This window comes from Streptomyces sp. NPDC002156, from assembly GCF_053593675.1.
Genome location: NZ_JBSFDA010000059.1, coordinates 25,381 through 48,865, shown reverse-complemented (window position 1 = coordinate 48,865; position 23,485 = coordinate 25,381). Strand labels below are relative to the sequence as shown.

Below are 23,485 nucleotides of genomic sequence, written 5' to 3'. Positions count from 1 at the left end.
TGACAACCGGCCGCCACCCCGAAAACATCCTCCGTCCTGTCCGGACAGCGGATCGCTGATCGGGATGAACACGTCAATTGCGGACCTAACGTCACACATTCCTCCAGATCGACTCCGGTGACCCGTGTTTAAGGTTGAGGTCACAAAAACGTATCGGGCATAGCGGTCATCAACCTTCACAGGGGCCACACGAATTGGTTAGCGTGCCCTCCAGGCCGCTCGACCCCCACCGGCGAACATCGCCGGGCCGCGCGGCCTCCGCCGAGTCCGATCGTGCCGCCCTGTGCGGCAGGAGCCGGGGACCCACCGAAAACTTGGGGTGAATCGGTCCGACTGCCGTCCAGGGCAAGGACCGTAGGGCAACCCTTCCGAACCACCCGCCCGAACCCGACAGCTAACCCGGTAGGCGGTACGTGGAAGGAGTCGCCTCCCTTGGCGTCGTCGCACCGCAAGTCGCGTCCTACGGGGACGCGCGTAGCAGGCATACGGACCCCCGCCTTCGCCACGGCGGCCCTGACCTCCGTCGCCCTGCTGTCCCAGACCGCCAACGCCGCGCCCACGGAGCCCGCCACTCCCCCGGCGCCCTCGGCCGACGACAAGCCGAGCATGGAGGAGGTCGAGGCGAAGGTCGGCGACCTCTACCGCCAGGCCGAGTCGGCCACCGACAAGTACAACGCCGCCAAGGAGAAGACCTCCAAGCAGCGCAAGCGCGTCGACACCCTGATGGACGACGTGGCCCAGCGCACCCAGAAGCTCAACGACGCGCGCGAGGAGCTCGGTTCCTTCGCCGCGGCCCAGTACCGCACCGGGTCGGCCGCCCCCGACACGGCGACGTTCCTGCTCGCGGACGACCCGCAGGACTACTTCGACCAGAACCAGCTGATGGACCGGCTGACCGCCCGCCAGAAGGACGCGGTCGACGAGTACATCACGGAGCAGGCCGAGACGACGCAGATGCGCCAGGAGGCCACCGCGAGCCTCGAATCGCTCACGGAGTCCCAGGACGACCTGCAGACGACCAAGACCACCGTCCAGACGAAGCTCGCACAGGCCCGCCAGCTCCTCTCCCGCCTCACCGCCGAGGAGAAGCTACGGCTAGCGGCGATCGAGCGGGAGAAGCAGGCGGAGGCCCGCCGTCAGGCGCAGGAACTCGCCCGTCAGCAGCAGGCGGCGGAGCAGCAGCGCCAGCAGGAAGCGGCGGCGGCCGCGGCGGCCCAGCAGCCGACGGGCAGCACCTCCTCCGACACGTCGACGACAACGGTCACCGACTCCTCGTACGCCGCCAAGGCCGAGAAGGCCCTCACCTTCGCACGCGCACAGGTCGGCAAGCCGTACGTCTGGGGCGCGACGGGCCCGGACTCGTACGACTGCTCCGGCCTCACCCAGGCCGCCTGGAAGGCCGCCGGAGTCACCCTCCCGCGCACCACCTACGACCAGGTGAACGCGGGCACGACGGTCTCCCTCTCCGACATCCAACCCGGCGACCTGGTCTTCTTCTACGACGACATCAGCCACGTCGGCCTCTACATCGGCAACGGCATGATGATCCACGCCCCGAAGCCGGGTGCGTACGTCCGTGAGGAATCGATCTTCTACGACGGCGAGTCGGCGATCCACAGCGTGGTGCGCCCGGCCTGACGGGCAGGTCGGGCGGCTCTCATCAGGTCCAGAGCACCGCGATGAAGATGTTCGCCGTCGTGAACAGACCCACCAGGCCGAACAGCCGCTTGTCCACGGTCTCGTCGTCCCGCTTCACGTAGACGAGGCCGAGGATCACGATCAGCAGGGCCAGCTTCACGCCGATCTTGACGTTGTTCACCGTCTGGTCGTCGGCCTGGTTGAGGCCCACCAGGGCGACGCCGGTGACCAGCATGGTGAACGCGCCGTGCAGCATCGCCGGCACGAAGCGGGCCGTGCCCTGCCCCATCGCCTTCATCTGGGTGAGGAACCCGCCCAGCAGCGAGGCGATGCCGATGATGTGCAGGCCGACGAAGAGATGGATGAGTACGTCCATGAGCCCGGAGCCTAATCAGAGGCTCCCGCGCCGCATGACACCGGGCTGGGGTGAAGGGCGTTCGCAGGGCATCCGGCGTGCCTCGCACGACACCCCAAGACCTCGCATATATGCACCCCATAGCACCGTGTAATCGCCACGTGCCTCCCAAACCTCCTCATCGGTCAGCCGTCTGCGTGAAGTCGGCGGCGCCGGAGCGCGATCACGGTCGGATGCGGTCACCCGGTGGTCGGCTCACGCCAGTTCCGTACATGGCGTTACCCCCACGTCACACTCCGGTTTAGCGTCCTCCACCAGGTGACCGGCTCCCCACCGCCGCCCGGGCCAGGGGCGGCAGTCGGACACCACCGCCGAGAAAGTCCGGCGGCGGACCGTTCCCCCTGTGCGGGCCGCCGCCGGACGCGCAACCGCCCTCCTGGGTCCGCTTCCCAGGCAGCCTTCCGGCGGTCGACGCAGTGGCGGTCGTACGAAAGGACGTGACGCCCCGGTGGCAGCGCACCGCAAGCCCCGACAGCGCTCGCTCAACGGCAATACGGCCCGCACCGCCGCCACGATCGCCCTCGCGGGCGCGGCGACGGCGACCGGCTTCGACGGCATCGGGTACGCCGAGCCACAGCTCACCCAGGCCCAGGTCGAGGCCAAGGTGAACAAGCTGTACGAGGAGGCGGAGGTCGCCACCGAGAAGTACAACGGCGCGAAGGAGAGGGCCGAGCGGGCGGAGCGGCGGCTGGGGAACCTGCGGGACGAGGCGGCCCGCAAGGAGGACCGGCTCAACTCGGCGCGGGAGGCGCTGGGTTCGATGGCCGCGGCGCAGTACCGCTCCGGCGGACTCGACCCCGCACTGCAACTCGCCCTCTCCGACGACCCCGACGGCTATCTCGCCGGCGCCGCCCTCGCCGAACGGGCGGACAGCAGACAGGCTTCGGACGTGACCCGCGTACGCCGGCAGCTGCGGGAGATCGAGCAGCTGCGCGGAGCCGCCCACGTCGAGCTGACCACCCTCAAGTCACGCCAGGCCGAGCTGAACCGCCACAAGAAGACGGTGACCGGAAAGCTGGGCGAGGCCCGCCAGCTGCTGTCCCGCCTCAGCACGGAGGAACGTGCCCGCCTCGCCGCGGCGGACGGCGGCAGTGGCAGCTGGGGCGGGGCGCATGCTTCGCGGTCGTCGGGGAGCGCTCGGGACGAGCTGGGGGCGGCGGGAGCCACCGACGCCACTGGGGCGTCCGGGACCTCCGGAGTCGCCGAGGCACCCAACTCCCGTGCGGCTGCAGCCGTTTCCTACGCCTACCAGAAGCTCGGCAGCCCCTATGTGTGGGGCGCCACCGGCCCGGACGCCTTCGACTGCTCGGGCCTCATGCAGGCCGCCTACCGCTCCGCGGGCATCTCCCTGCCCCGCACCACCTACGCCCAGATCAACGCCGGCCAACGTGTCTCACAGTCCGAACTCCTCCCCGGCGACCTGGTGTTCTTCTACTCGGGCATCAGTCATGTGGGTATGTACGTGGGCCGCGGTCAGATGATCCACGCCCCGAACCCGTCGGCGCCGGTACGGGTGGCACCTCTGGACGAGATGCCGTTCGCGGGCGCCACGAGGGTGGCCTGACTACACCAGCCGCCGGGCCGTGGCCCACCGCGTCAGCTCGTGCCGGTTCGACAGCTGGAGCTTCCTGAGGACCGCCGACACATGCGACTCCACCGTCTTCACGGAGATGAAGAGCTGCTTGGCGATCTCCTTGTACGCATAGCCCCGGGCGATCAGCCGCAGTACCTCCCGCTCGCGCTGGGTGAGGCGGTCGAGGTCCTCGTCCACCGGCGGGGCGTCCGTGGACGCGAACGCGTCGAGAACGAACCCGGCGAGCCGCGGCGAGAACACCGCGTCGCCGTCCTGGACGCGGAAGACCGAGTCGACGAGATCCGTGCCGGTGATCGTCTTCGTGACGTATCCCCGCGCACCGCCGCGGATCACACCGATGACGTCCTCCGCCGCATCCGAGACGGACAGCGCCAGGAAGCGAACCGGCTGCTCGGGATCTGCCATCAACGGGGCGCAGCGGCGCAGGACTTCGACCCCGCCGCCGCCCGGCAGATGGACGTCGAGCAGGACCACCTCGGGCCGGGTGGCGGTGATGACGGTGACCGCCTGGTCGACGTCGGCGGCCTCACCGACGACCTCGACACCGGTCCGCTCGGTCTGCCCGATCTCGGCCTGAACCCCCGTACGGAACATCCGGTGGTCGTCGACGAGCACCACCCGCACCCGCCGCCCGACCGCGTCACCAGTGCCGCTGCCGCTGCCGCTGCCGGCAGGATCACCGGACTGCGCACCTTCGGCGGGTGCGGTGGTGGGTTCGGCAGCCACTGTCGGTTCGGCCGACTCCGCCGAACCGGCCGAACCGGTCCGCCTGTTCTCCCCCTGTGCCTCGCTCATGACGTACTCTCCGCCCTCTCCATCTCCAGCTCGACCTCTGTGCCGCCATCCGGTACCGCGCGCAGCCGCGCCGTACCGCCGTTGCGCTCCATGCGGCCGATGATCGATTCTCTGACGCCCATGCGGTCGGCGGGTATGGAGTCGAGGTCGAAGCCGGGTCCGCGGTCCCGGACGGACACGAAGACCGTCCTGCCCTCGACCTCGGCGTAGACCTGCACCGCACCGCCCTCGCCACCGTACTTGGCGGCGTTCACCATCGCTTCCCGCGCGGCCTGCATCTGTGCGCCGGTTCTGTCGTCGAGCGGGCAGTCGCCGACGACCACGACCTCTATGGGGACACCGTGCTTGTCCTCCACCTCCGCCGCACTGCGCCGCACCGCCTCGGCGAGGGTGTCGGGTTCGTCGGCCTCTTCCTTTCCGGTGCCCTCCGGTTTGTAGAGCCAGTTGCGCAGTTCGCGCTCCTGGGCGCGGGCGAGGCGGCGCACCTCGTTCGCGCTCTCCGCGTTGCGCTGGATCAGGGTCAGGGTGTGCAGCACCGAGTCGTGCACATGGGCGGCGACCTCCGCACGCTCCTGGGCGCGAATGCGCATCAGGCGCTCCTCGGAGAGGTCCTGGGTCATCCGGACGAGATACGGACCTGCCAGCAGCGCTATCCCGACCAGCACCGCGAGCGCGGCCTGCAGGACCGAGCCGAGATGGGCGGCGGAGCCCTGCAGGACGAAGATGCCGGACACTCCGGCCGTGACCAGCATGACGCCGGCGGCGGCACGGACGAGGGTGAGCGTGCGCCTGCGGCTGCCGACCTCCATCCAGCGGGCCCGCCGGGCGTTGTCCGCCTGGCGCCAGACCAGGGCGACACCTGCGGCGACGAGCACGGTCGGGAACAGATAGGCCTTGGCGCCCCCGCCGAGATTCACATTGCCGACGAACACCATGGCCACGACGACCATGAGGAGAAGGGCGACGATCTGCCCCTTGTCCGGCTTGCGGGCGACGAGTCTGCGACGGCCGTCCGGCGAGGTCTCCGCGCTGACGAGGGAGGGGGGCCGCTGGGCGTCGACGCCGCCGACACCGAGCGGCACGAAGAACCAGAAGGCCGCATACAGCAGCGCACCGAGTCCGTCCGCCATGAACAGGCCGACGAACATGAGGCGCAGCCAGATCACCGGCAGCCCGAGATGCCCGGCGAGCCCTCGCGCCACGCCTCCGAGCCAGCGTCCGTCGCTGCTGCGGTAGAGCTTGCGCGAGGGCCGCGGTTCGACGAGTGGCAACGCTGCGGCTTCCGGCATGCCATCGATGTTCACACGAGCGGCAGGCCCGGGCATCAGGGTCGGCCCCCGAGACTCCCCTGATCTTCAGGCCCGTCTGCCCTCGAACGCTTCCCCCGCCCCGCGTCAGGGCCGATATCAGGGTTCGCCCAGGGTCATCCCGACTGCCGCCGAGCCGCCTCAAGCGCCAACATGGACGCATGACAGATCACGCACACGCCGCGACGGGTCCGGGACCCGGCTCCGGCCCGCGCCCTTCCTCGGGCGCCGGGCCGCAGGATGCCGCACCCGCCGCGGCAACTCCACCGCCCACGGAGAAAGGGGAACCGCGCGCGCCCGAGCACACGGACGCTGCTGCGGCTGCCGCAGCCGACGAGCAGCTGCCGGCCAGGCTCCGGCGCGACCGGCGGCAGAAGATGCTGGGCGGGGTGTGCGCCGGGCTCGGGCGGACCTGTGACATGGACCCGGTGATCTTCCGGATCACGCTCGCGGTGCTCTCCGCGACCGGTGGCATCGGCCTCATCTTCTACGGCTTCGCCTGGCTGTTCGTGCCGTACGAGGACGAGGAGGAGAACGAGGTCCGCAAACTGCTCACCGGCCGAGTGGACGGCCAGGCGCTGACTGCCGTGCTCTTCGCGCTGGTCGGCTGCGGTGTGTTCCTGACGATGCTGAAGAACGGCGGGGTGCTGTCCTTCGCCGTCATACTGTCCATCCTTCTCGCGGGCGCCGGCTACTGGTCGCGCAACCGCGGCGCCCCCGACCCCGACCCCCTGGCCGCCCAGGCCGTCGCGGACGCCCCGCCGGAGGCCCAGGCGCCCCCGGCCCCTTCCGCCTACCCCTCGTGGTGGCGCGACCCCATCGTCAAGGACGGCACACACGTCGGCGGGACGGGCTATCTGTGGGGCCCCCACGACACCCGCGACCGGGACATCTCGGCAGCGGTCAACATCACCCACGGCAACTACAACGGCCGGCGTCCGGATGTCCGGGCGGCCTGGCCCCGCCCACCGAAACCGCGCGGCCCGCGCTGGATCGGCGGCTGGATCCTCCTGCTCGCCCTCCTCGCCGGATTCGTCGGCACAGCCGCGAAATGGGACGACGAGGCATTCGCCACCAGCTTGCAGACCGGCCTGGCCTGCGCGCTCACGGTGTTCGGTGTCGGCATAGCCGTCAGCGCGTTCCTCGGCCGTACCGGAGCCGGCTCGGTCTTCCTGGCGATCATCACAGCGGCCCTGCTGGCAGGCTCGGCCGCGCTGCCCAAGGACGTCAGCACCCACTGGGTGCGCACGGAGTGGACACCGACCGCGGTGGCAGCCGTCCAGCCGAGGTACGACCTCGGCACGGGTGAGGCCACCCTGGATCTGACCGGGCTGCGCCTCGCCAAGGGGCAGACGGTGACGACGTCGGCCGGGGTGGGCGTGGGCCGGATCGAGGTGATCGTGCCGAAGAACGCGACGGTGAAGGCGAACATCGAGGTGGGGGTTGGTGACATCCAGCTGCCCGGCGACGACAAACAGGACGTGGACGTGGCACCGGGCAAGCACAAGCAGGTCACGCTGTCGCCGACGAGCGGCGGCACCAACACCGGCACGGTCGTCCTCGACCTCGATGTCGGCCTGGGACAGGCGGAGGTGACCCGTGCTACGTCATGAGTTCCAGCCCGGAAAGCTGATCGCCGGCATCTTCGTCACCATCGCCGGCATCACCTATATCGGCGACGCGGGCGACGCCTGGGAGACACCCTGGTTCGCGGTGATCCCGCTCCTCGTCTTCGGCCTCACCCTGGCAGGCGCCGTGGCCTTGCTCACCGGAGCGATACGCCGCCGTAGGAAGACCCGCCGCACACCGATGCCCCCAGCCGGCTCACCGGAGGCGGTAGCCCCCTCAGGCCCCCCGGAGATACCGAACTGACCGGCTCTCGATGACCCGGCCAACCACCCGCTACCGCCGCTGCTACCGATATCCCTCGGACCGCTGCCGCCGTCGCCCCCGCAGGGCGGCGTCCACGGAGAAGACGGACGCACCGGCGAGAACCAGAGGAAGCCAGGCCATCAGATAGGGGAGGTCGTTGCCGAAGTAGTACGGGTCGGAGGCCCAGCTCACGGTCAGCCAGAGGCTGAGCGAGATCAACGCGCCGCCGACGGCCGCCAGCCGGGCCAACAGCCCGAGCAGCGTGCCGATACCGACGGCCAGCTCACCGAAGGCGATGGCGTAGCCGAAACCGGCGGGGTTCTTGAGGGCGAGGTCCACCAGGGCCGGGATGGCGGAGGAGTCCCGGACCGTGCGCATCAGATCACCGATCGACCCTGATCCGGAGTCGGCGAAGAAGGAGCTGTCAGTGAGTTTGTCCAGGCCGGCATAGATGAAGGTGACGCCGAGGAAGACGCGCAGGGGCAGTAGGGCATAGCGAGTGGCGGTGTCCCGCCAGTCCCGTTCGCCGTCGAGATAAGGAGAGTGCGTGTCCGTTCGAGTGCTGTGAGTCATCGCTCTTAGCCGCCTCTCGCCCGCCATACGTTGACCCCTCAACAGACGATACGTACGACGACGTGACCTCGCTCACTTCCGGTACGCCAAATTTCCGCCTTTGGCCGGGAAGCAGCAGCGACCGAGCGCCAGGCCTACGCAACCACCATCAGGAGGCAGACCCTCAGTCCGTCACATCGATCACACACCGGTTCGTCTCCACGCCCGCCGCGGTGACCACCTGCACCTCGACCCGTCCCGGCTCCACATCCGCCGGTACAGGCACCGTCAGCACGTCGTCGCGAGGGTTGCTGAAGCCGCCGGGTACCGGGACCAGGGGGACGTGGACGTGGACGGGGCCGATGCGGACGACCATGCGGGACAGCCGGTCGGCGGTGCCCGCACCCGGGGGCACGAAGCCGGCGCCGCGGATCTCGATGTCGTCGCCGGTGCGGATCGGGGCGTCCAGGTCGCCCGCCTCCCGGGACCGGACGACCGACAGGATCACCGGCCGGCCGCCCTCCGCGTACTTGCCGGCCACGTAGGTCGCCGCCGACACCAGCACCACCACCGCCAGCCCCCACGGCAGATCCGGCAACTGATCCGGGCGCCGCGCCAGCCGTACGACAGCGAAGAGGAGAGCGACCGTGCCGATCATCACGTACTGGATGTCCGCGAAGGTGCCGCGGCCCGAGTCGTCCGTCAGGAGGTCGGCCGCGCGGGGACGGTCCGTGCGTACCTTCTGGAGGCGCTGGCCGAGGACGCGCAGGCCCACCACCCTGCGTACGAGCACCGCGATCGCGCACACGACCGCGAGGACGGTCACGACGCCCGCGCCCCGGGCGAGTTCGAGGCCGGCGATCAGCGCGTCGCGCTCCTCGTGGCCGGAGGCCGCGGCGAGCCGGCCGACCAGCACGAGTACGGCGTACGTCACGAACAGCACCCAGACCGCCGCCACGACACGCGACGTCGACAGGCGGTTGTCCTCGCCGATCAGGGGCGCCAGCGCCCCGCCCCGCGCCCGGTGGAACCAGGACGCGGCCGTCAGCGCGCCGCCGACCAGTACGGCGGCCACAAGGCCGGCCGTCCGGGCGGACGTCCAGCCCGCCCCGATCGCGGTGAGCGCCTGCACGAGCAGCAGGACGCCGATCAGCGCCCACACCGTGAACGCCGTTCGGCGCCACAGCCGGGCGAGCCAGACCTCGCCCTCGGCCCGGCCGCGCTCGGCGACGACCGCCGCGGACTGGGTCAGTTCGTCCGAGACCCACTGGCGGGAGGCCGAGGCCGAATGGGCCACCGCCGCCGGCAGCCCCTGTCCGGCCGCGAACCCGTCCCGCATGACCAGGAACTCGGCGACCGCACGCCGGTGTCCCGTACGTGCCCCGTGCGGGCAGTCCCCGCAGGTGCAGCCGCCCCCGTGTTCCCCGGGCAGCACACCTTGTCTCGCCTCCTGCACCGCCACGCCCGACGCCTGCCTTCCCGCACCCGAAGCCCGAACCACACACGCGCGGATCGCCACCCGAACCGCACTCCCGAACCGTTCAATCGACCGCCGTGCAACTCCCCCGCGACGAGAGCGAATTGTGCCCTACGCAACACCCTCCGCGTACGGCAGGTCGGCCCCGGCAGGGGAAAGTGCGAGTGAAACCGTGACCCCCATGTTGACCCGGCTGCGAGAATTTGCGTATGGCCGAGATCATCCAGCGCGACGGGACCTGGGCCTTCGACGGCAGCACGGTCAGGATCACGCCGGGGCTCCACCGTTCCGTGCCGCTGTTCCGGCAGACGTACGGCGAGGTCGCCGTGCCTCTGGAGGCGGTCTCCGGGATCGTCTACGAGCCCGAACACAAGCGTGGGCGGCTGCGGTTGCGGCTCCGCGAGGGTGCCGACCCGTTGCTCCAGGCGACGGGCGGACGGCTGCCGGACGCGGCGGACCCGTACCGGCTGACGGTGGACATCGACCGGTCCGGAGTCGCCGAGTACATCGCCGAGGAGATCCGGCACGCCCTGCTCCTCGACCAGGTGCCGAAGGAACCGGCGAAGGCGTATCTGCTGCCGGGTCCGCCGGTGCCGGTGTCGGTGCGGTCCAGCGACGGCATGGTGTCCTTCGACGGTACGCAGGTCCGTATCGACTGGTCCGACACCTCCGACCGGGTCAAGCGGGCCACCGGGCCCCGCATCGTCTCCGTGCACGATCTCGTGCAGGTCGACTGGCTGCCCAACTCCGGCTACGAGGACGGGTTCATGCGCTTCGTGACCCGCGAGACGGTGTTCTCCAAGCTGCCGCCGGAGAAGGACCCGTACGCCCTCGACCTGTGGGGCAGCGCCCGCCGGGACCTGCTCACGGCGCTCGTCGCGACCGCGGTCACCGCCCGGCTGCCGCACCCCTCCACCCGGGCGGTGGACTACGTGGAGCGCCCCCGGCTGACGCCCGCGGTCCCGCCGCAGTCCGACCATCACGACGTACTCCTGCGCAGGCTGCGGGAGTTGGGCGAGCTGCACCGCGAGGGCGTGCTCACGGACGAGGAGTTCGCGACGACCAAGGCGGCCGTCCTACGGGGTTTCTGACCCACCCGGCTCACCCGGCACCTGATCGAACTCGGCCACACCCGGGGCACCCGGCGTCTCCGGCCCGGCACGCCCACCGGCATCCCCGGTCGTCGTCAGCTCAACAGGTCCGGCTCACTCCTGCTGATGTCGCGCCACATCGGCTGGTAGTTGATCCAGGCCACCAGGTCGCCGCCGAGCTGCTCGCGTGTCGAGACCGCCTGTTTGTGGTCGATGAGGATGGGGCGGCCGGCCGCCCTCGCGGTCAGCTGGACCTGGCTCGACCGTTCCATCGACAGGAACCACCAGGCCGCCGCGTCCACCGAGTCGCCCACCGTGAGCAGCCCGTGGTTGCGCAGGACGAGGGCCTTGCGGGTGCCCAGCGCGGAAGCGATCCGCCGGCCCTCGTCGGCGTCCACGGCGACGCCCGTGTACGCGTCGTACAGGGCGTGGTCCTCGTAGAAGGCGCAGCTCTCCTGGGTGATCGGGTCGAGGAGGTCGCCGAGGGCGGAGAGGGCGCGGCCGTGCACCGAGTGGCAGTGGGCCACGGCGACGACGTCCGGGCGGGCCGCGTGCACCTGGGCGTGCACGGTGAAGGCCGCCTGGTTGATGTGGTAGCGGCCCTCGATGACCTGGCCGTCCTGGTTGGCCATGACCAGGTCGCTGACGGTGACGTGCTTGAAGGGCATCCCGAACGGGTTCACCCAGAAGCAGTTGCTGTACTCCGGGTCGCGCGCCGTGATGTGCCCCGAGACGCCGTCCTCGAAGCCGAGCCGCCCGAACAGCCTGAGGGCACCGGCCAGCCGTTCCTTGCGGTGCCTGCGCTCGTCGTCGAGCGACTCGTACATCGGGGGCATCGCGAACTGCAGCTGGTCGGTGGGCAGCGGCAGGGGCGGAGTGGGCCCGTGCATAGGTCCTCCAGCACTGGGTTCCTTTACGGAGCGGAAGTTACCGTCGGTCCGCGCAGGAGAACAGGGATGGTTGAGAAGAGGTTGAGAAGAGATAAAAGAGATACCGGAGACAGGGTCCCGAGACCCACCCGAGATACGGACGAGCCCCGGACAGCGGCGAATACGAGACACCCACGGGACGCCTGCGGGATGACAGCAAGATACCTACGGGACACCAGCGAATACACGTCACAGGATGTCGGGTATCCGCGTCAGACTCGGTCCCATGAACTGGGCAGTGTTCACCACCACGGAACCCGAACTGGCCGAAACCGTCGAGGAGCGCTTCCGCGCCTTCACCCACCACACCCTCGCCACCCTCCGCAAGGACGGCTCGCCGCGCACTTCCGGCCTCGAAGTCCGTTTCCTGAACGGCGAGTTGTGGCTGGCGATGATGCCGGACTCGCTCAAGGCACAGGATCTGCTCCGCGACCCCCGCTTCGCCCTCCAGGCGAACCCCGGGGCGGGGACGGACATGGGCGGGGGCGACGTACGGGTCGGCGGGCGGGCGTACGAGGTCGAGGATCCGGCCGCCAAGGCCGCGTACGCCGAAGAGGTGGAACCGCCGGAGCCGTTCCACCTCTTCCGCACCGAGCTGACGGAGGTCGTCAGGACCTACGTCGAGGACGAGAAGTATCTGGTCGTCCAGGTCTGGACGCCCGGAGAGCCGGTGCGGACTCTCAAGCGGACATAGACCGGCAAGGGGTTACTCCCACTCGATGGTGCCCGGCGGCTTGCTCGTCACGTCGAGGACGACTCGGTTGACGTCGGCGACCTCGTTCGTGATGCGGGTGGAGATCTTCGCCAGGACCTCGTACGGGAGGCGGGACCAGTCGGCGGTCATCGCGTCCTCGGAGGAGACCGGGCGCAGGACGATCGGGTGGCCGTACGTCCGGCCGTCGCCCTGGACGCCCACGCTGCGCACGTCGGCGAGGAGGACCACCGGGCACTGCCAGATGTCGCGGTCGAGGCCGGCGGCCGTCAGTTCCTCGCGGGCGATGGCATCGGCCTCGCGGAGGAGGTCGAGGCGGTCCTTGGTGACCTCGCCGACGATCCTGATGCCGAGGCCGGGGCCGGGGAAGGGCTGGCGCTGGACGATCTCGTCCGGGAGCCCCAGCTCCTGGCCGACCATCCGGACCTCGTCCTTGAAGAGCTTGCGGAGAGGCTCGATCAGCTGGAATTCGAGGTCTTCCGGCAGGCCGCCCACGTTGTGGTGGGACTTGATGTTGGCGGTGCCGGTACCGCCACCGGACTCGACCACGTCGGGGTAGAGGGTGCCCTGCACCAGGAAGGCGACCTCGGGACCCTCGTCCGCGATGATCTCGGCCTGTGCCTGTTCGAAGACGCGGATGAACTCGCGCCCGATGATCTTCCGCTTCTCCTCGGGGTCGGAGACCCCGGCGAGCGCGTTCAGGAACCGCTCCTCGGCGTCGACGACCTTCAGCGTGACACCGGTCGAGGCGACGAAGTCCTTCTCGACCTGCTCGGTCTCGCCCTTGCGCATCAGCCCGTGGTCGACGTACACGCAGGTCAGCTGGGAGCCGATGGCCTTCTGTACGAGGGCTGCGGCGACCGCCGAGTCCACGCCGCCGGAGAGGCCGCAGACGGCGCGCTTGTCGCCGACCTGCTCGCGGATCAGCGCGACCTGCTCGTCGATGACGTTGCCGGTGGTCCAGGAGGGGGTCAGGCCCGCGCCCCGGTAGAGGAAGTGTTCGAGGACCTGCTGGCCGTGCGTGGAGTGCATGACCTCGGGGTGGTACTGGACCCCGTACAGCTTCTTCTCGTCGTTCTCGAAGGCGGCGACCGGGACGACGTCCGTGGACCCGGTGACCGAGAAGCCCTCCGGGGCGGCGGAGCAGGCGTCGCCGTGCGACATCCACACCGACTGGTCGGCCGGGGTGCCCTCGAAGAGGGTGGAGGACGGCTTGGTGACGGTCAGCTGCGTACGGCCGTACTCGCGGGCGCCGGTGTTGTCGACCGTGCCGCCGAGGGTGGTCGCCATCAGCTGGAAGCCGTAGCACATGCCGAAGACGGGGACGCCGGCCTCGAAGAGGGCGCGGTCGACGGTCGGGGCGCCCTCCGCGTACACGGACGAGGGGCCGCCGGAGAGGATGATCGCCGCCGGGTTCTTGGCGAGCATCTCCTCGACCGGCATGGTGCTCGGCACGATCTCGCTGTAGACCCGGGCCTCGCGGACTCGGCGGGCGATGAGCTGGGCGTACTGCGCACCGAAATCGACGACCAGGACGGTGTCGGGGGCGGGGGTCGCTGCTGACACGGGGGCCTTCCGGCGGTTGGGCGGGGGTCTGTGCGGATGATTCTACCGGGGTGGGGGTTGGACACCTTGCCGTCTGCTGGAGATGCCCGGTACGGCGCTGAAGGAGTCGCCGCCTTGCACAGGCGCCTCCCCGCATGCACACTGACCTCCATGCTCACGCACCCGACCTTCCTCTTTACCTATGGCAACCGGCCCGCCGGATGCCATGGTCGTGCTGCTTGAGCAACTGACAAGCGACTTCCCAGGCGCCCCGGGCCGACAAGGCCCGGGGCGTCTGTCGTTTCCGGGTCCTGCCGATCCGGGGCACACCGTCCCGTCCGACAAGGAGCCCCGAATGACCACCACCGACACGGCCGGCACCGCCGATGTGATCGCCGACGCCCGTGCGCGTATCGACGCCCTGGACGACCGGATCATCGGTCTCGTCCAGGAACGGATGGCCGTGTCCGCGGTCGTCCAGGAGGCGCGTATCTCCTCCGGCGGGCGGCGCGTGAACCTGTCCCGGGAGATGGAGATCCTCAGCCACTACCGGGACGCGCTGGGCAAGCCCGGCACCTCGCTCGCGATGACCTTGCTGGAGCTGTGCCGGGGCCGGATCTGAGGTCGTATGTGAGTTCGGGCGCCGTCTCACCCGTCCGGCGCGTGACCGTCGTACGGACTCTTCGTTGGTACCGGTGTCCGTGCCAGCCAGGGGCGGGCCCGCACAAACCACGCGTGGCTCCAGGGTTGTGACCGGACGGCAGGGGACAGCAGCCCGGTCACCCCCGAGAACGGTCGGCTCCGGGGACGCCCGGAGTCGGCCGGCAAAGTTCAAGGCCAGGGCAGCCGGAGCCTGGGCCAAGGTCAAAAAGTACAAGGCTGGGTCAAAAGGTTGCGTAGTCGACGGCCTTCCAGCACGATGCAAGAGCGACCCCAAGTCCCGTAGCAGACAACCGCATTGACGTGTGACCACTGACTGCCATTGGTCCAGACCGGGTGTGCGCCCCCCGTACGCCGGGGCGCCGACCGGTGGACACAGACCAATAACGCGGCGCAACCCCCCGGCGCCGCTCCCCCAGGCACCGGCGCTGCCCTGACGCCGGTGCTGACGGAGAAGGGCCCCGCGGCTCCGTCCCGCGGGGCCCTTTGCCATGCCCGGGCACCCACAAGATCCACGACACATGTGACCCAGCACACATAAATTTCGCGTGAGTGAAGAGCAACCATTCACAGCGGCCGCATGTCACACGTTCAGAACCAGGGGTCACATCCGTGCCCCGCATCTGGACGTTTCGAGGTCGTGAGGTCTTCATGAAGCTTCGCCGAGCCATGGCCGCAGCAGCGGTGACGGCTGTCATAGCCCCGCTGGCGCTGCTGTCCGCGCCCGTCGCGTTCGCCGACGAGTCGACCTCGGCCACGCCGAGCGAGCCGCCGGCCGTCACGGAGACCCCCTCGGAGACCCCGAGCTACAGCACGTCGGCGACACCCTCGGACCCCGCGCCCTCCGACACCGGCCTGCCGTCCGACACGGCGTCCTCCACCGCCTCCACGAGCGCGAGCGCGAGCCCGAGCGACTCCACCTCGGCCTCCCCGTCCGACTCCGCCTCCCCCTCGGTCTCCGCCGAGCCGAGCGAGGACCCGACGGACCCGGACGTCCCGTTCTGCGAGGACCTCGACGAGAACTACAGCAACGCCCAGGTGTCCGCCGACATCAAGGGCCTGCCGGGCAAGATCGTCGCGGGCGACGGCTTCCACGCCTTCAAGCTGGTCGTCACCAACGACTCGACGGTCGACCTCAAGGGCGTCGCCTTCTACGCCGAGATCGAGAACTACGAGCTGGACGAGGCGAAGTTCCTCAGCCCGTACGTCGACCTGGAGTTCAAGAACCCCGAGACCGGCACCTGGGACCGCATCGGCGACGACGAGTGGGCCGGCGACTACTTCTTCTACGTCGAGAAGCTGAAGGCCAAGGCGAGCCAGTCCGTCGACCTGCGCGTCAGCATCGACAAGCAGGCCCCCGCGGGCGACGCCTACTCCTTCGGCTCCGGCGCCTACATCGACAACGTCGACGGCCAGGACTGCATCGCCGAGGGCTGGGCACAGTACGACTTCCAGGTACTGAAGGCCGGTTCCTCGAACACCGACCCGGGTTCGGCCACGCCGAGCGACGGCGGCTCCAAGGACTCGGTCAAGAAGCCCCAGGGCAACGTCTCCGAGCTGCCGACCGGCAACCTCGCCGACACCGGCTCCAGTTCCGCCCTGCCGATGATCGGCCTCGTCGGCGGGGTCGCCGTCGTCGCCGGTGCGGGTGCGGTGTTCGCGATGCGTCGTCGTAAGGCGGGCACGGAGGCGTAGGCCTCCGGCAAGAACAAGAGAAGGACCTGCACTCGGAGGGGGGTGCGGGTCCTTCTCTTTTGCTCTGTGAGCCTTCTTCGACCTCTTTGCTCTACAGAGCCTTCTTCGGCACCGCCGGTATCCCCAGGAACGGCAGCCGCAGCGCGCCGAACGCCTCCGCCGGGACCGCCGGTGCCTTCGGCTCGACCGCCTGCAGACGCTCGTACGCGGCGCCCTGAGCCGGACGCGGGTCGGCCTCGCCGTTGTTCGGCCAGTACGACATCGCGCGTTCGGCCTGGGCGGTGATCGTGAGGGAGGGGTTGACGCCCAGGTTCGCGGAGACCGCGGCGCCGTCGACCACCGAGATGCCCGGGTGGCCGTAGAGGCGGTGGTACGGGTCGATCACGCCCGTCTCGCGTGAGTCGCCGATCGGACAGCCGCCGAGGAAGTGGGCGGTCAGCGGCATGCCCATCAGTTCGCCGACGTTGCTGCCGGCGAAGCCGTTGATCTCGGCGGCGATCGCGGAGGCGCTCTCCGTCGCGGCCCTGATCTGCTTGGGGTTGGGAGCGCCGTGGCCCTGACGGGCCGTCAACAGGCCTTTGCCCGCGCCCTTCGGCTTCAGATAGGTGGTGAGGGAGTTGTCCAGGGACTGCATCACCAGGCCGATGATGGTCCGCTCCGACCACTGGCGGTTGGAGATCGAGCGCAGGACCAGGAGAGGGTGGCGGGCCGCGTTCGCCAGCCAGCCCAGGACCCTCGACGACCCTTCCGCGTACGGGACCTGGAGGATCGACAGGCCGCCCATCGAGTTCGAGCCCTTGCCATAGCGGACGGGTTCGATGTGGGTGTTCTCGTCGGGGTGGATCGAGGACGTGATCGCGACTCCGCGCGTGAAGTCGACCTTCGTCTCGCCCGTCACCTTGCGGTAGCGGCGGTTGTCGGTCTGGGCGCCGACCAGCGCCTCCGAGTTGGTACGGGTCAACTCGCCCAACCGCTCGGAGAGGTACGGGAGTTGGCCGCCCGCCTTCATGCGGTGGAGGAGGGTCTGGGTGCCGTAGGTGCCGGCGGCCAGGACCACGCGCCGGGCTGTGTACGTACGGCCCCCGCTCTTCCTCTTCGCGTCCGTCGGGAGCGTGGCGACCGCGTAGCCGCCGCGTGAGTCGTCCGTGACGGACACGACCGTCGTCAGGGGGTGGACGACCGCGCCCGCCTTCTCGGCCAGGTAGAGGTAGTTCTCGTTGAGGGTGTTCTTCGCGCCGTGCCGGCAGCCCGTCATGCACTCACCGCACTCGGTGCACGCCTTGCGCGCGGGTCCGGCGCCGCCGAAGTAGGGGTCCGGGGCCTGCTCCCCCGGCGCCGCCTTCACCCCGCCCGCCGCGTCCTCGCCGTCGCCGAAGAAGACGCCCACCGGCGCGAGGTGGAAGGTGTCGCCCACGCCCATCCGCTCGGCCGCCGCCTTGAGGTGGACGTCCGACGGGGTCATCGTCGGGTTGAGCCGTACGCCGAGCATGCGGCGGGCCTGGTCGTAGTACGGGCTCAACTCCGCCTGCCAGTCCGTGATGTCACGCCACTGGGGGTCGTCGAAGAACGGCTTCGGCGGTACGTAGAGGGTGTTGGCGTAGTTGAGGGAACCGCCGCCGACGCCTGCGCCCGCCAGGACCATGACGTTGCCCAGCAGGTGGATGCGCTGGATGCCGTACATGCCGAGGCGGGGGGCCCAGAGGTAGTTCTTGAGGTCCCAGGAGTTCCGGGGGAGCGTGTCGCGCGTGAAGCGGCGGCCTGCCTCCAGGACGCCCACGTTGTAGCCCTTTTCCGTGAGGCGCAGGGCGGTTACCGAGCCGCCGAAGCCGGAGCCGACGACGAGCACGTCGAAGTCGTAAGCTTCCTTTGGCACTTGCCTTCTCCCCTTTGAGTGTGCAGTGCGGGTGCTCTGTGGTTGCTCGCGCAGTTCCCCGCGCCCCTAGGTTGGCTACCGCAGCCTCAGTGCCTTCATCACCCTCAGACTCCTGCTCATGAACTCCGCGTACTTCTCGTCGTCCATGCCCAGTGCCGGGGCCATCGGCAGCAGGCGCTGTTGGGCGATCGTCTGGGCCTCGGTGTACTTGAGGATGCCCTCGGAGCCGTGGCGGCGGCCGAGGCCGGAGTCCTTCATGCCGCCCATGGGTGACTGGACGCTGCCGTACGCGGACGCGTAGCCCTCGTTGACGTTGACCGTGCCGCAGCGGACGCGGGCCGCGACGGCGCGGCCACGGGTGGCGCTCTTCGTCCAGACCGAGGAATTCAGGCCGTACGGCGTGGAGTTGGCGAGCGCCACCGCCTCGTCGTCCGTCTTGAAGCGGTAGATGGAGACGACCGGGCCGAAGGTCTCCTCCGAGCAGACGGCCATCGGGGTCTCGACGCCGTCGAGGATGGTCGGCTCGTAGAAGTAGGGGCCGATGTCCGGGCGGGCCGTGCCGCCCGCGAGGACCTTCGCGCCCTTGGCGACCGCCTCGTCGACGTGCTTCGTCACCGTCTCCAGCTGGCGTTCGCCGACCAGCGAGCCCATGTCGGCGCCGTACGCGAGGGACTTGCCGAGCCGCATCGCCTTCGTACGGGCGACGAAACGCTCGACGAACGCGTCCGCGATCGACTCGTGGACGTACAACCGCTCGATGGAGATGCAGAGTTGGCCGGCGGAGGAGAAGCAGGCCCGGACCGCGCCCGCCGCCGCCTTCTCGATGTCGGCGTCCTCCAGGACCAACATGGCGTTCTTGCCGCCGAGTTCGAGCGACACCCCGACCAGACGCGCGGCGGCGCCCTGCGCGACCTCGCGGCCGGTGCGGGTGGAGCCGGTGAAGGAGACGTAGTCGGCGTGCTTGACGACCTCGGGGCCGACGACCGGGCCCTCGCCGAGGACGACCTGGAAGACATCGGCGGGCAGCCCGGCCTCGATGAGCAGGTCCCGGGCCCACAGGGCCGTCAGGCAGGTCTCCGTGTCCGGCTTCATCACGACCGCGTTGCCCGCGACGAAGGCCGGGATCGCGTCGCCGACGGACAGTTCCAGCGGGTAGTTCCAGGGTGCGATCTGGCCCACCACCCCACGCGGGTGGCGCAGTTCGGTGACCTTGGTGAGGGTGGGCATCGCGCCCGCGTGCCGCTTCGGCTTCAGATAGCGGGGTGCCATGCGGCCGTAGTGACGGGCGGCCACGGCGACGGCCTGGACCTCCTCGTGGGCGTGCAGGCGGGCCTTACCGGTCTCCAGCTGGATGAGGTCGAGGACCTCGGCCTGGCGGGCCAGCACCAGGTCGTGGAAGCGGAGCAGCACGGCGGCGCGCTGCCGTACCGGGGTCTGCTCCCAGACGGCCTGCGCGGCGCGGGCGCGCTCGTACGCCTTCTCCACGTCCTCGGGGGTGGACTCGGGCAGGTCGGCCAGCTTCTCGCCGGTGAACGGGGTGTGGTTGGCGGTGCGGCCTGAGCCGACGACACCCTTGGTGAGCTGGGCGATCAGCTCGGGCGTGACCACGTCCGCGGCGGTGCGGGCGCCTGTGGGCGAGGGGGCCAGGGGGTTCGTACCGGTGGGGGCGTCGGTGCCGGGCTTTACCGGGGCCTGCGAGTCCGTCATGAGCCGCAGGGTATGACGGCTCGGAGCCTTTGGGTACCCATGGGTAACCCGGATTCACCGTCTACGCACAAGCCGCCGGCTCTCACCGGCATGCCGCCAGTGAGCACTGGCAACGAATCCGCTGATCAGGGCGTTGGGCGTCGCGTGTGCACCCGAAGTGCGGCGGCAGGGCAGCGATCTGCATCACTTCTCCTCCACCGGGAGGCGCTACTTCTCGATCGCGAGCTGGTCGCGCGCCCCCTTGAAGACCTCGGTGCCCCGCTTCTCGTCCGGTGTTCCCTTGGGCATGTCGACGCGCAGCTCGTACAGCCGGCTGTCGTCGGTCAGGATCATGACCTGCATGACCCGGACGAGCCTGCCCTCGGTCTCGTACGTCGTGTCGGCCTGCACTGCCTCGTAGCCGTCGACGGTCGTGTTGGTGTACTGGGTGGTCGACTCTCCGTACCCCGCCCAGATCTCGGCGGACTCCTTCGCCCGGCCCATGGGAGAGCTGGGCGCTCTGTCCCACATGGTGAGGCGGACCTGGATGACCTCGTCGTTGTCGTAGAGCGCCATCCGGGGCTGGTCGTCGGCGTCGCCCTGCTCGTGGAAGCGGACGTACTGGCGGGGCAGGGCGAGCACCGCCCGCAGGTCCTTCTCCTCGTGGGCCAGCCAGCTGGTGAGGGTGGGGAGGGCCTCGGTGGGCGCGGGGACGGTGGTGGGTACGGCAGGCGGCACGACGGACGGGGTGCCGGGCGCCCCCGCGACCGCCGCGTCCCCGTCACTGGTCTCGACGATCGTGCCCTCGAACACCATGCCCACGCCCACGAGAACGACAGCCCCGGCCAGGACCGCGAGGGCCACCCGCAGCCGACGCCGACGCCGCGCGGGCTTCGGGGCGGGCAACGAGGTGGCGCGGGTCTCGGGGGAGGGCTCGAGTACGGGTGCGCCTGGTACGGGCGTGCCAGGCACCGGTGTCTCGGGCACGGGCTTAGGCACGGACTCGGACTCGGACTCGGACTCGGCTGAAGCGCTGTCCCCCCGCAACCGCACCGTTCCGGCGTCGTCCGCGAACTCCCTTATCCCGGACGGCTCCTGAGCCACCGTCAACTCCCCGCGCTCCGGCGCCTTCGGCAGCGGCCAGCCCTTCGCCACCGCCTCCAGGGCCGCCGTGACCTCGTCCGCGTCGGGTCGCTCGGCGGGGTCCTTCACCAGCAGCCGGACGAGCAACGGGCCGAGCGGGCCCGCCTGTTGGGGCTGGGGCGTCTCGGCGGCGAGGATCGCGGCGAGCGTGGACTCCAGGGTCGTACGGCGGAAGGGGGACCAGCCCTCGACGGCCGCGTAGAGGAGTACGCCGAGCGACCACAGGTCGGAGGACGGACCCGCGCCCCGGCCCGACATGCGCTCGGGGGCGATGAACTCGAGGGAGCCGACGAACTCCCCGCTCATCGTGAGGGATTCCTCGCCCATGATGTGGGCGATGCCGAAGTCGGTGAGGACGACCCGGCCGTGCTGCCCGAGCAGGACGTTGGCGGGTTTCACGTCCCGGTGGACGATCCCGACGGAGTGCGCGGCGCGCAGTGCGCCGACCACGGCGAGGCCGATGCGCGCGGACTCGGCGGGCTCGATGGCACCACGTTGGAGCACCTCGTGCAGGGACTCGCCGCGCACCAACTCCATGACGATCCAGGGGAGTCCGTCCTCGACGACGACATCGTGGACGGAGACGGCGGAGGGATGGTCGACGCGCGCGGCGGCCCGTGCCTCGCGGTGGAGGCGGTGGGCGATCCGCTGATGGGCGGCGTCCTGCGGGTCCCCTGGCAGCCTCGGCTGCTTGACGGCGACCTCACGCTCGACGAGTTCGTCCTGGGCCCGCCACACGGTGCCCATGCCGCCGGAGCCGATGCGCTCGGTCAGCCGGTACCGGCCGCCGACCAGTCGCCCCTCGTCACCCTTGCTCCCCCGGTCCGTGCCCCTGTTCCCTCCGCCGTCCCCGCCATTGCTCATGCCCCATCCCTACCCTGCGGGGACGACGCTTGTCGACGCCGGTTCAGGGCGTCCGTCGTACGGCGGGGCAGTGCCGTACGTCCGACCGTCGCCGCCAGTTTGCGCAGCCGGCGCCAGTCCATGGGTGGCGTCGGCGCGGGAACGCCGGGCCGGCCCCGGGGGACGCGGACGCGCAGAGCGCCCGGTTCGACGCGGCAGCGGACGGGGGTGGGCAGGACGAGGGCCTCGCCGTCGAGGCCGACCTCGATCTCGGGCAGGTCGGCCTCGACGACGACCTCGCGGGCGGTGACGACGGTCAAGCCGGTGGCGTACCGGCCGAGGAGCAGTTCGGCGGCCTGGGCGGCGTCCTCGACCTTGATGCCGAGCACGCCGAGGACACCGGCGTCCAGACGCTCGCGGCGGCCGAGGCCGGCCAGGTCGTCCATGCGGTAGCGGTTGTTGCTGACGAGCAGGGCCTGCGGTGCGTGGACGGTGGTCTCCCCGTCGTGCGTCTCCGTCTGCGGGTACGCCCGTGCGGTCAGCGTCGCGCCGCGCTCGAAGGTGAGCAGCTCGGGCAGCAGGCCCAGGGTGGTGCCGACCTTGTCGTCGCGGTAGGCGGGGCTCTGCACGATCGAGGCGTACGCGCCGAAGGAGGCGTTGTTGACGAAGGGGCGGCTGTCCGCCGTACCGCCCACGTGGGTGTCGAGGAAGCCGAGGTCCACGCGCAGCTCCACGCCGCCCGCGTCCGTGAGGGCGTCGAGGCAGGTCGCCGGGTCGTCGCGGTCGAGGCCGAGGTCCATGGCGAAGTGGTTGCGCGTACCGGCGGACACGACCAGGAAGGGCAGGCCGTGTTCGGCGGCGACGCCCGCGACGAGGGCCTGGGTGCCGTCGCCGCCGGCCACGCCGAGCAGATCCGCGCCGGCCGCGACCGCCTGCCGGGCCAGGGCGACGACGTCCTCGGGTTCGGGTTTGTCGGGGTCGAGCAGGTGGACGCGGGCGCCGAGCCGCTCCGCCTTCTCGCGCAGCCGGAAGCGCTCGACCTTGCCGCCGCCGGAGCGCGGGTTCATGAGGAGGAAGGGCCGGCCGGGCGCCGGCACCTCGTACTCACGGACCGGCACGACATGGGACTTGGTGCTGCTCAGCGCGAATTTCCCGGCCCACACGGCGACGCACCACAGGACGATGGAGGCGAGCGCGGGCCCCAGCAGATTGGCGGTGGCGAAGAGGGCGACGACAGCGATCGGGGTGGCCACGGCGAGCACCGCCCCCACACCCCGTACGAGGCCGCGCCGGGCGAGCGCCCACCACAGGCCGGAGGCGGTGAGCACGGCCCCGCCGACGCCGACCACGCCGAGCAACAGGCTGCCCATGCCCGCGTATCCGATCGGCAGCAGCACGGCCAGCCCCGCGGCCCCGAGCGCCCCGCGCGCCGCCCAGCGCTGCCGGGCATGCGCACGCCCGAACAGCTCGATGCCCACGCCGCTACCCATGTCCATGTCGACGTTTTAGCAGAGTTCGTGATCTCCCCATACCCAGCCCCCCGCTGAACAGGATGATCACGGTGGACTTTCCTTGAAGACACGATCGGGTCACGGTATCTTCACCACTCAGTCGCCACGCATATCCGAAACGGCGCACGCATTCGCACTTCACCCTCC

General features: G+C 70.3%; 19 protein-coding genes and 1 riboswitch. Of the genes, 8 read left to right on the top strand and 11 right to left on the bottom strand.

Annotated features, from left to right (window positions below; all coding sequences use genetic code 11):
* Positions 1 to 249: 249 nt before the first annotated feature.
* Positions 250 to 424: riboswitch (cyclic di-AMP (ydaO/yuaA leader) on the top strand.
* A gap of 8 nt (positions 425 to 432) precedes the next feature.
* Positions 433 to 1,638, top strand: a complete 1,206-nt coding sequence (locus ACWCRB_RS23805; RefSeq protein WP_450997954.1) for an NlpC/P60 family protein — start codon at positions 433 to 435, stop codon at positions 1,636 to 1,638.
* A gap of 22 nt (positions 1,639 to 1,660) precedes the next feature.
* On the opposite strand, the gene ACWCRB_RS23800 is transcribed toward ACWCRB_RS23805, so the two are convergent.
* A complete protein-coding gene (locus ACWCRB_RS23800) occupies positions 1,661 to 2,014 on the bottom strand; it encodes a hypothetical protein (protein WP_235475414.1) in 354 nt (117 codons plus the stop codon).
* 487 nt (positions 2,015 to 2,501) lie between these two features.
* Between ACWCRB_RS23800 and ACWCRB_RS23795 the strand changes: the two genes are divergently transcribed.
* Positions 2,502 to 3,617, top strand: a complete 1,116-nt coding sequence (locus ACWCRB_RS23795) for an NlpC/P60 family protein (protein ID WP_450997953.1) — start codon at positions 2,502 to 2,504, stop codon at positions 3,615 to 3,617.
* On the opposite strand, the gene ACWCRB_RS23790 is transcribed toward ACWCRB_RS23795, so the two are convergent.
* Both ACWCRB_RS23790 and ACWCRB_RS23785 read right to left on the bottom strand, forming a co-directional pair.
* Positions 3,618 to 4,442, bottom strand: coding sequence for a LuxR C-terminal-related transcriptional regulator (locus tag ACWCRB_RS23790; RefSeq protein ID WP_450997952.1), 825 nt, complete (start codon positions 4,440 to 4,442; stop codon positions 3,618 to 3,620). It abuts the gene before it with no gap.
* Positions 4,439 to 5,731 (bottom strand): ATP-binding protein, encoded by a 1,293-nt coding sequence (locus tag ACWCRB_RS23785; protein WP_235475416.1) that lies wholly within the window; start codon positions 5,729 to 5,731, stop codon positions 4,439 to 4,441. Before ACWCRB_RS23785 ends, ACWCRB_RS23790 begins: the two co-directional genes overlap by 4 nt.
* Before the next feature lie 179 nt (positions 5,732 to 5,910).
* Here ACWCRB_RS23785 and ACWCRB_RS23780 point away from each other — a divergent pair, with 179 nt between their 5' ends.
* Together ACWCRB_RS23780 and ACWCRB_RS23775 are read left to right on the top strand one after the other, a co-directional pair.
* Complete coding sequence (locus ACWCRB_RS23780) at positions 5,911 to 7,362, top strand: PspC domain-containing protein (protein WP_450997951.1); 1,452 nt, start codon at positions 5,911 to 5,913, stop codon at positions 7,360 to 7,362.
* Entirely contained in the window at positions 7,349 to 7,621 is a 273-nt protein-coding gene (locus tag ACWCRB_RS23775) for a hypothetical protein (protein WP_450997950.1), read from the top strand. The genes ACWCRB_RS23780 and ACWCRB_RS23775 overlap by 14 nt, the downstream gene beginning before the upstream one ends.
* 42 nt (positions 7,622 to 7,663) lie before the next feature.
* Here ACWCRB_RS23775 and ACWCRB_RS23770 read toward each other — a convergent pair whose 3' ends face one another.
* Both ACWCRB_RS23770 and ACWCRB_RS23765 read right to left on the bottom strand, forming a co-directional pair.
* Entirely contained in the window at positions 7,664 to 8,194 is a 531-nt protein-coding gene (locus ACWCRB_RS23770) for a DoxX family protein (protein ID WP_450997949.1), read from the bottom strand.
* A gap of 163 nt (positions 8,195 to 8,357) precedes the next feature.
* The gene (locus tag ACWCRB_RS23765) at positions 8,358 to 9,635 is read right to left on the bottom strand and encodes a hypothetical protein (protein ID WP_450997948.1); all 1,278 of its coding nucleotides are present in this window, start codon (positions 9,633 to 9,635) and stop codon (positions 8,358 to 8,360) included.
* A gap of 224 nt (positions 9,636 to 9,859) precedes the next feature.
* On the opposite strand from ACWCRB_RS23765, the gene ACWCRB_RS23760 reads away from it, so the two are divergent.
* Complete coding sequence (locus tag ACWCRB_RS23760; RefSeq protein ID WP_450997947.1) at positions 9,860 to 10,741, top strand: DUF4429 domain-containing protein; 882 nt, start codon at positions 9,860 to 9,862, stop codon at positions 10,739 to 10,741.
* A 95-nt stretch (positions 10,742 to 10,836) separates the two neighbouring features.
* Here ACWCRB_RS23760 and ACWCRB_RS23755 read toward each other — a convergent pair whose 3' ends face one another.
* On the bottom strand, positions 10,837 to 11,631 hold the full coding sequence (locus tag ACWCRB_RS23755) for a class II aldolase/adducin family protein (RefSeq protein WP_450997946.1): 795 nt from the start codon (positions 11,629 to 11,631) through the stop codon (positions 10,837 to 10,839).
* Positions 11,632 to 11,896: 265 nt separating this feature from the next.
* On the opposite strand from ACWCRB_RS23755, the gene ACWCRB_RS23750 reads away from it, so the two are divergent.
* Positions 11,897 to 12,364 (top strand): pyridoxamine 5'-phosphate oxidase family protein, encoded by a 468-nt coding sequence (locus ACWCRB_RS23750; protein WP_450997945.1) that lies wholly within the window; start codon positions 11,897 to 11,899, stop codon positions 12,362 to 12,364.
* Positions 12,365 to 12,376: 12 nt separating this feature from the next.
* Here ACWCRB_RS23750 and guaA read toward each other — a convergent pair whose 3' ends face one another.
* Positions 12,377 to 13,948: a glutamine-hydrolyzing GMP synthase gene (gene guaA, locus ACWCRB_RS23745; RefSeq protein WP_405535686.1), complete on the bottom strand. Its 1,572-nt coding sequence runs from the start codon at positions 13,946 to 13,948 to the stop codon at positions 12,377 to 12,379.
* Positions 13,949 to 14,282: 334 nt separating this feature from the next.
* Between guaA and ACWCRB_RS23740 the strand changes: the two genes are divergently transcribed.
* The gene (locus ACWCRB_RS23740) at positions 14,283 to 14,549 is read left to right on the top strand and encodes a chorismate mutase (RefSeq protein ID WP_450997944.1); all 267 of its coding nucleotides are present in this window, start codon (positions 14,283 to 14,285) and stop codon (positions 14,547 to 14,549) included.
* A gap of 689 nt (positions 14,550 to 15,238) precedes the next feature.
* Positions 15,239 to 16,282 (top strand): LAETG motif-containing sortase-dependent surface protein, encoded by a 1,044-nt coding sequence (locus ACWCRB_RS23735; protein ID WP_450997943.1) that lies wholly within the window; start codon positions 15,239 to 15,241, stop codon positions 16,280 to 16,282.
* 91 nt (positions 16,283 to 16,373) lie between these two features.
* On the opposite strand, the gene ACWCRB_RS23730 is transcribed toward ACWCRB_RS23735, so the two are convergent.
* From ACWCRB_RS23730 to ACWCRB_RS23715, 4 genes are all read right to left on the bottom strand, one after another.
* A complete protein-coding gene (locus tag ACWCRB_RS23730; RefSeq protein ID WP_450997942.1) occupies positions 16,374 to 18,155 on the bottom strand; it encodes a GMC oxidoreductase in 1,782 nt (593 codons plus the stop codon).
* 75 nt (positions 18,156 to 18,230) lie between these two features.
* Entirely contained in the window at positions 18,231 to 19,862 is a 1,632-nt protein-coding gene (locus tag ACWCRB_RS23725; RefSeq protein ID WP_450997941.1) for a succinic semialdehyde dehydrogenase, read from the bottom strand.
* A gap of 207 nt (positions 19,863 to 20,069) precedes the next feature.
* Positions 20,070 to 21,848, bottom strand: coding sequence for a serine/threonine-protein kinase (locus ACWCRB_RS23720; RefSeq protein WP_450997940.1), 1,779 nt, complete (start codon positions 21,846 to 21,848; stop codon positions 20,070 to 20,072).
* The gene (locus ACWCRB_RS23715) at positions 21,845 to 23,305 is read right to left on the bottom strand and encodes a diacylglycerol/lipid kinase family protein (protein ID WP_450997961.1); all 1,461 of its coding nucleotides are present in this window, start codon (positions 23,303 to 23,305) and stop codon (positions 21,845 to 21,847) included. The genes ACWCRB_RS23720 and ACWCRB_RS23715 overlap by 4 nt, the downstream gene beginning before the upstream one ends.
* Positions 23,306 to 23,485: the final 180 nt, after the last annotated feature.

Bases quoted from the DNA above. Each gene is read 5' to 3' on its own strand.
- ACWCRB_RS23800 (WP_235475414.1), bottom strand. From the start codon at position 2,014: ATGGACGTACTCATCCATCTCTTCGTCGGCCTGCACATCATCGGCATC.
- ACWCRB_RS23790 (WP_450997952.1), bottom strand. From the start codon at position 4,442: ATGAGCGAGGCACAGGGGGAGAACAGGCGGACCGGTTCGGCCGGTTCG.
- ACWCRB_RS23785 (WP_235475416.1), bottom strand. From the start codon at position 5,731: ATGCCGGAAGCCGCAGCGTTGCCACTCGTCGAACCGCGGCCCTCGCGC.
- ACWCRB_RS23780 (WP_450997951.1), top strand. From the start codon at position 5,911: ATGACAGATCACGCACACGCCGCGACGGGTCCGGGACCCGGCTCCGGC.
- ACWCRB_RS23770 (WP_450997949.1), bottom strand. From the start codon at position 8,194: ATGACTCACAGCACTCGAACGGACACGCACTCTCCTTATCTCGACGGC.
- ACWCRB_RS23760 (WP_450997947.1), top strand. From the start codon at position 9,860: ATGGCCGAGATCATCCAGCGCGACGGGACCTGGGCCTTCGACGGCAGC.
- ACWCRB_RS23755 (WP_450997946.1), bottom strand. From the start codon at position 11,631: ATGCACGGGCCCACTCCGCCCCTGCCGCTGCCCACCGACCAGCTGCAG.
- ACWCRB_RS23750 (WP_450997945.1), top strand. From the start codon at position 11,897: ATGAACTGGGCAGTGTTCACCACCACGGAACCCGAACTGGCCGAAACC.
- ACWCRB_RS23740 (WP_450997944.1), top strand. From the start codon at position 14,283: ATGACCACCACCGACACGGCCGGCACCGCCGATGTGATCGCCGACGCC.
- ACWCRB_RS23735 (WP_450997943.1), top strand. From the start codon at position 15,239: ATGAAGCTTCGCCGAGCCATGGCCGCAGCAGCGGTGACGGCTGTCATA.
- ACWCRB_RS23725 (WP_450997941.1), bottom strand. From the start codon at position 19,862: ATGACGGACTCGCAGGCCCCGGTAAAGCCCGGCACCGACGCCCCCACC.
- ACWCRB_RS23720 (WP_450997940.1), bottom strand. From the start codon at position 21,848: ATGAGCAATGGCGGGGACGGCGGAGGGAACAGGGGCACGGACCGGGGG.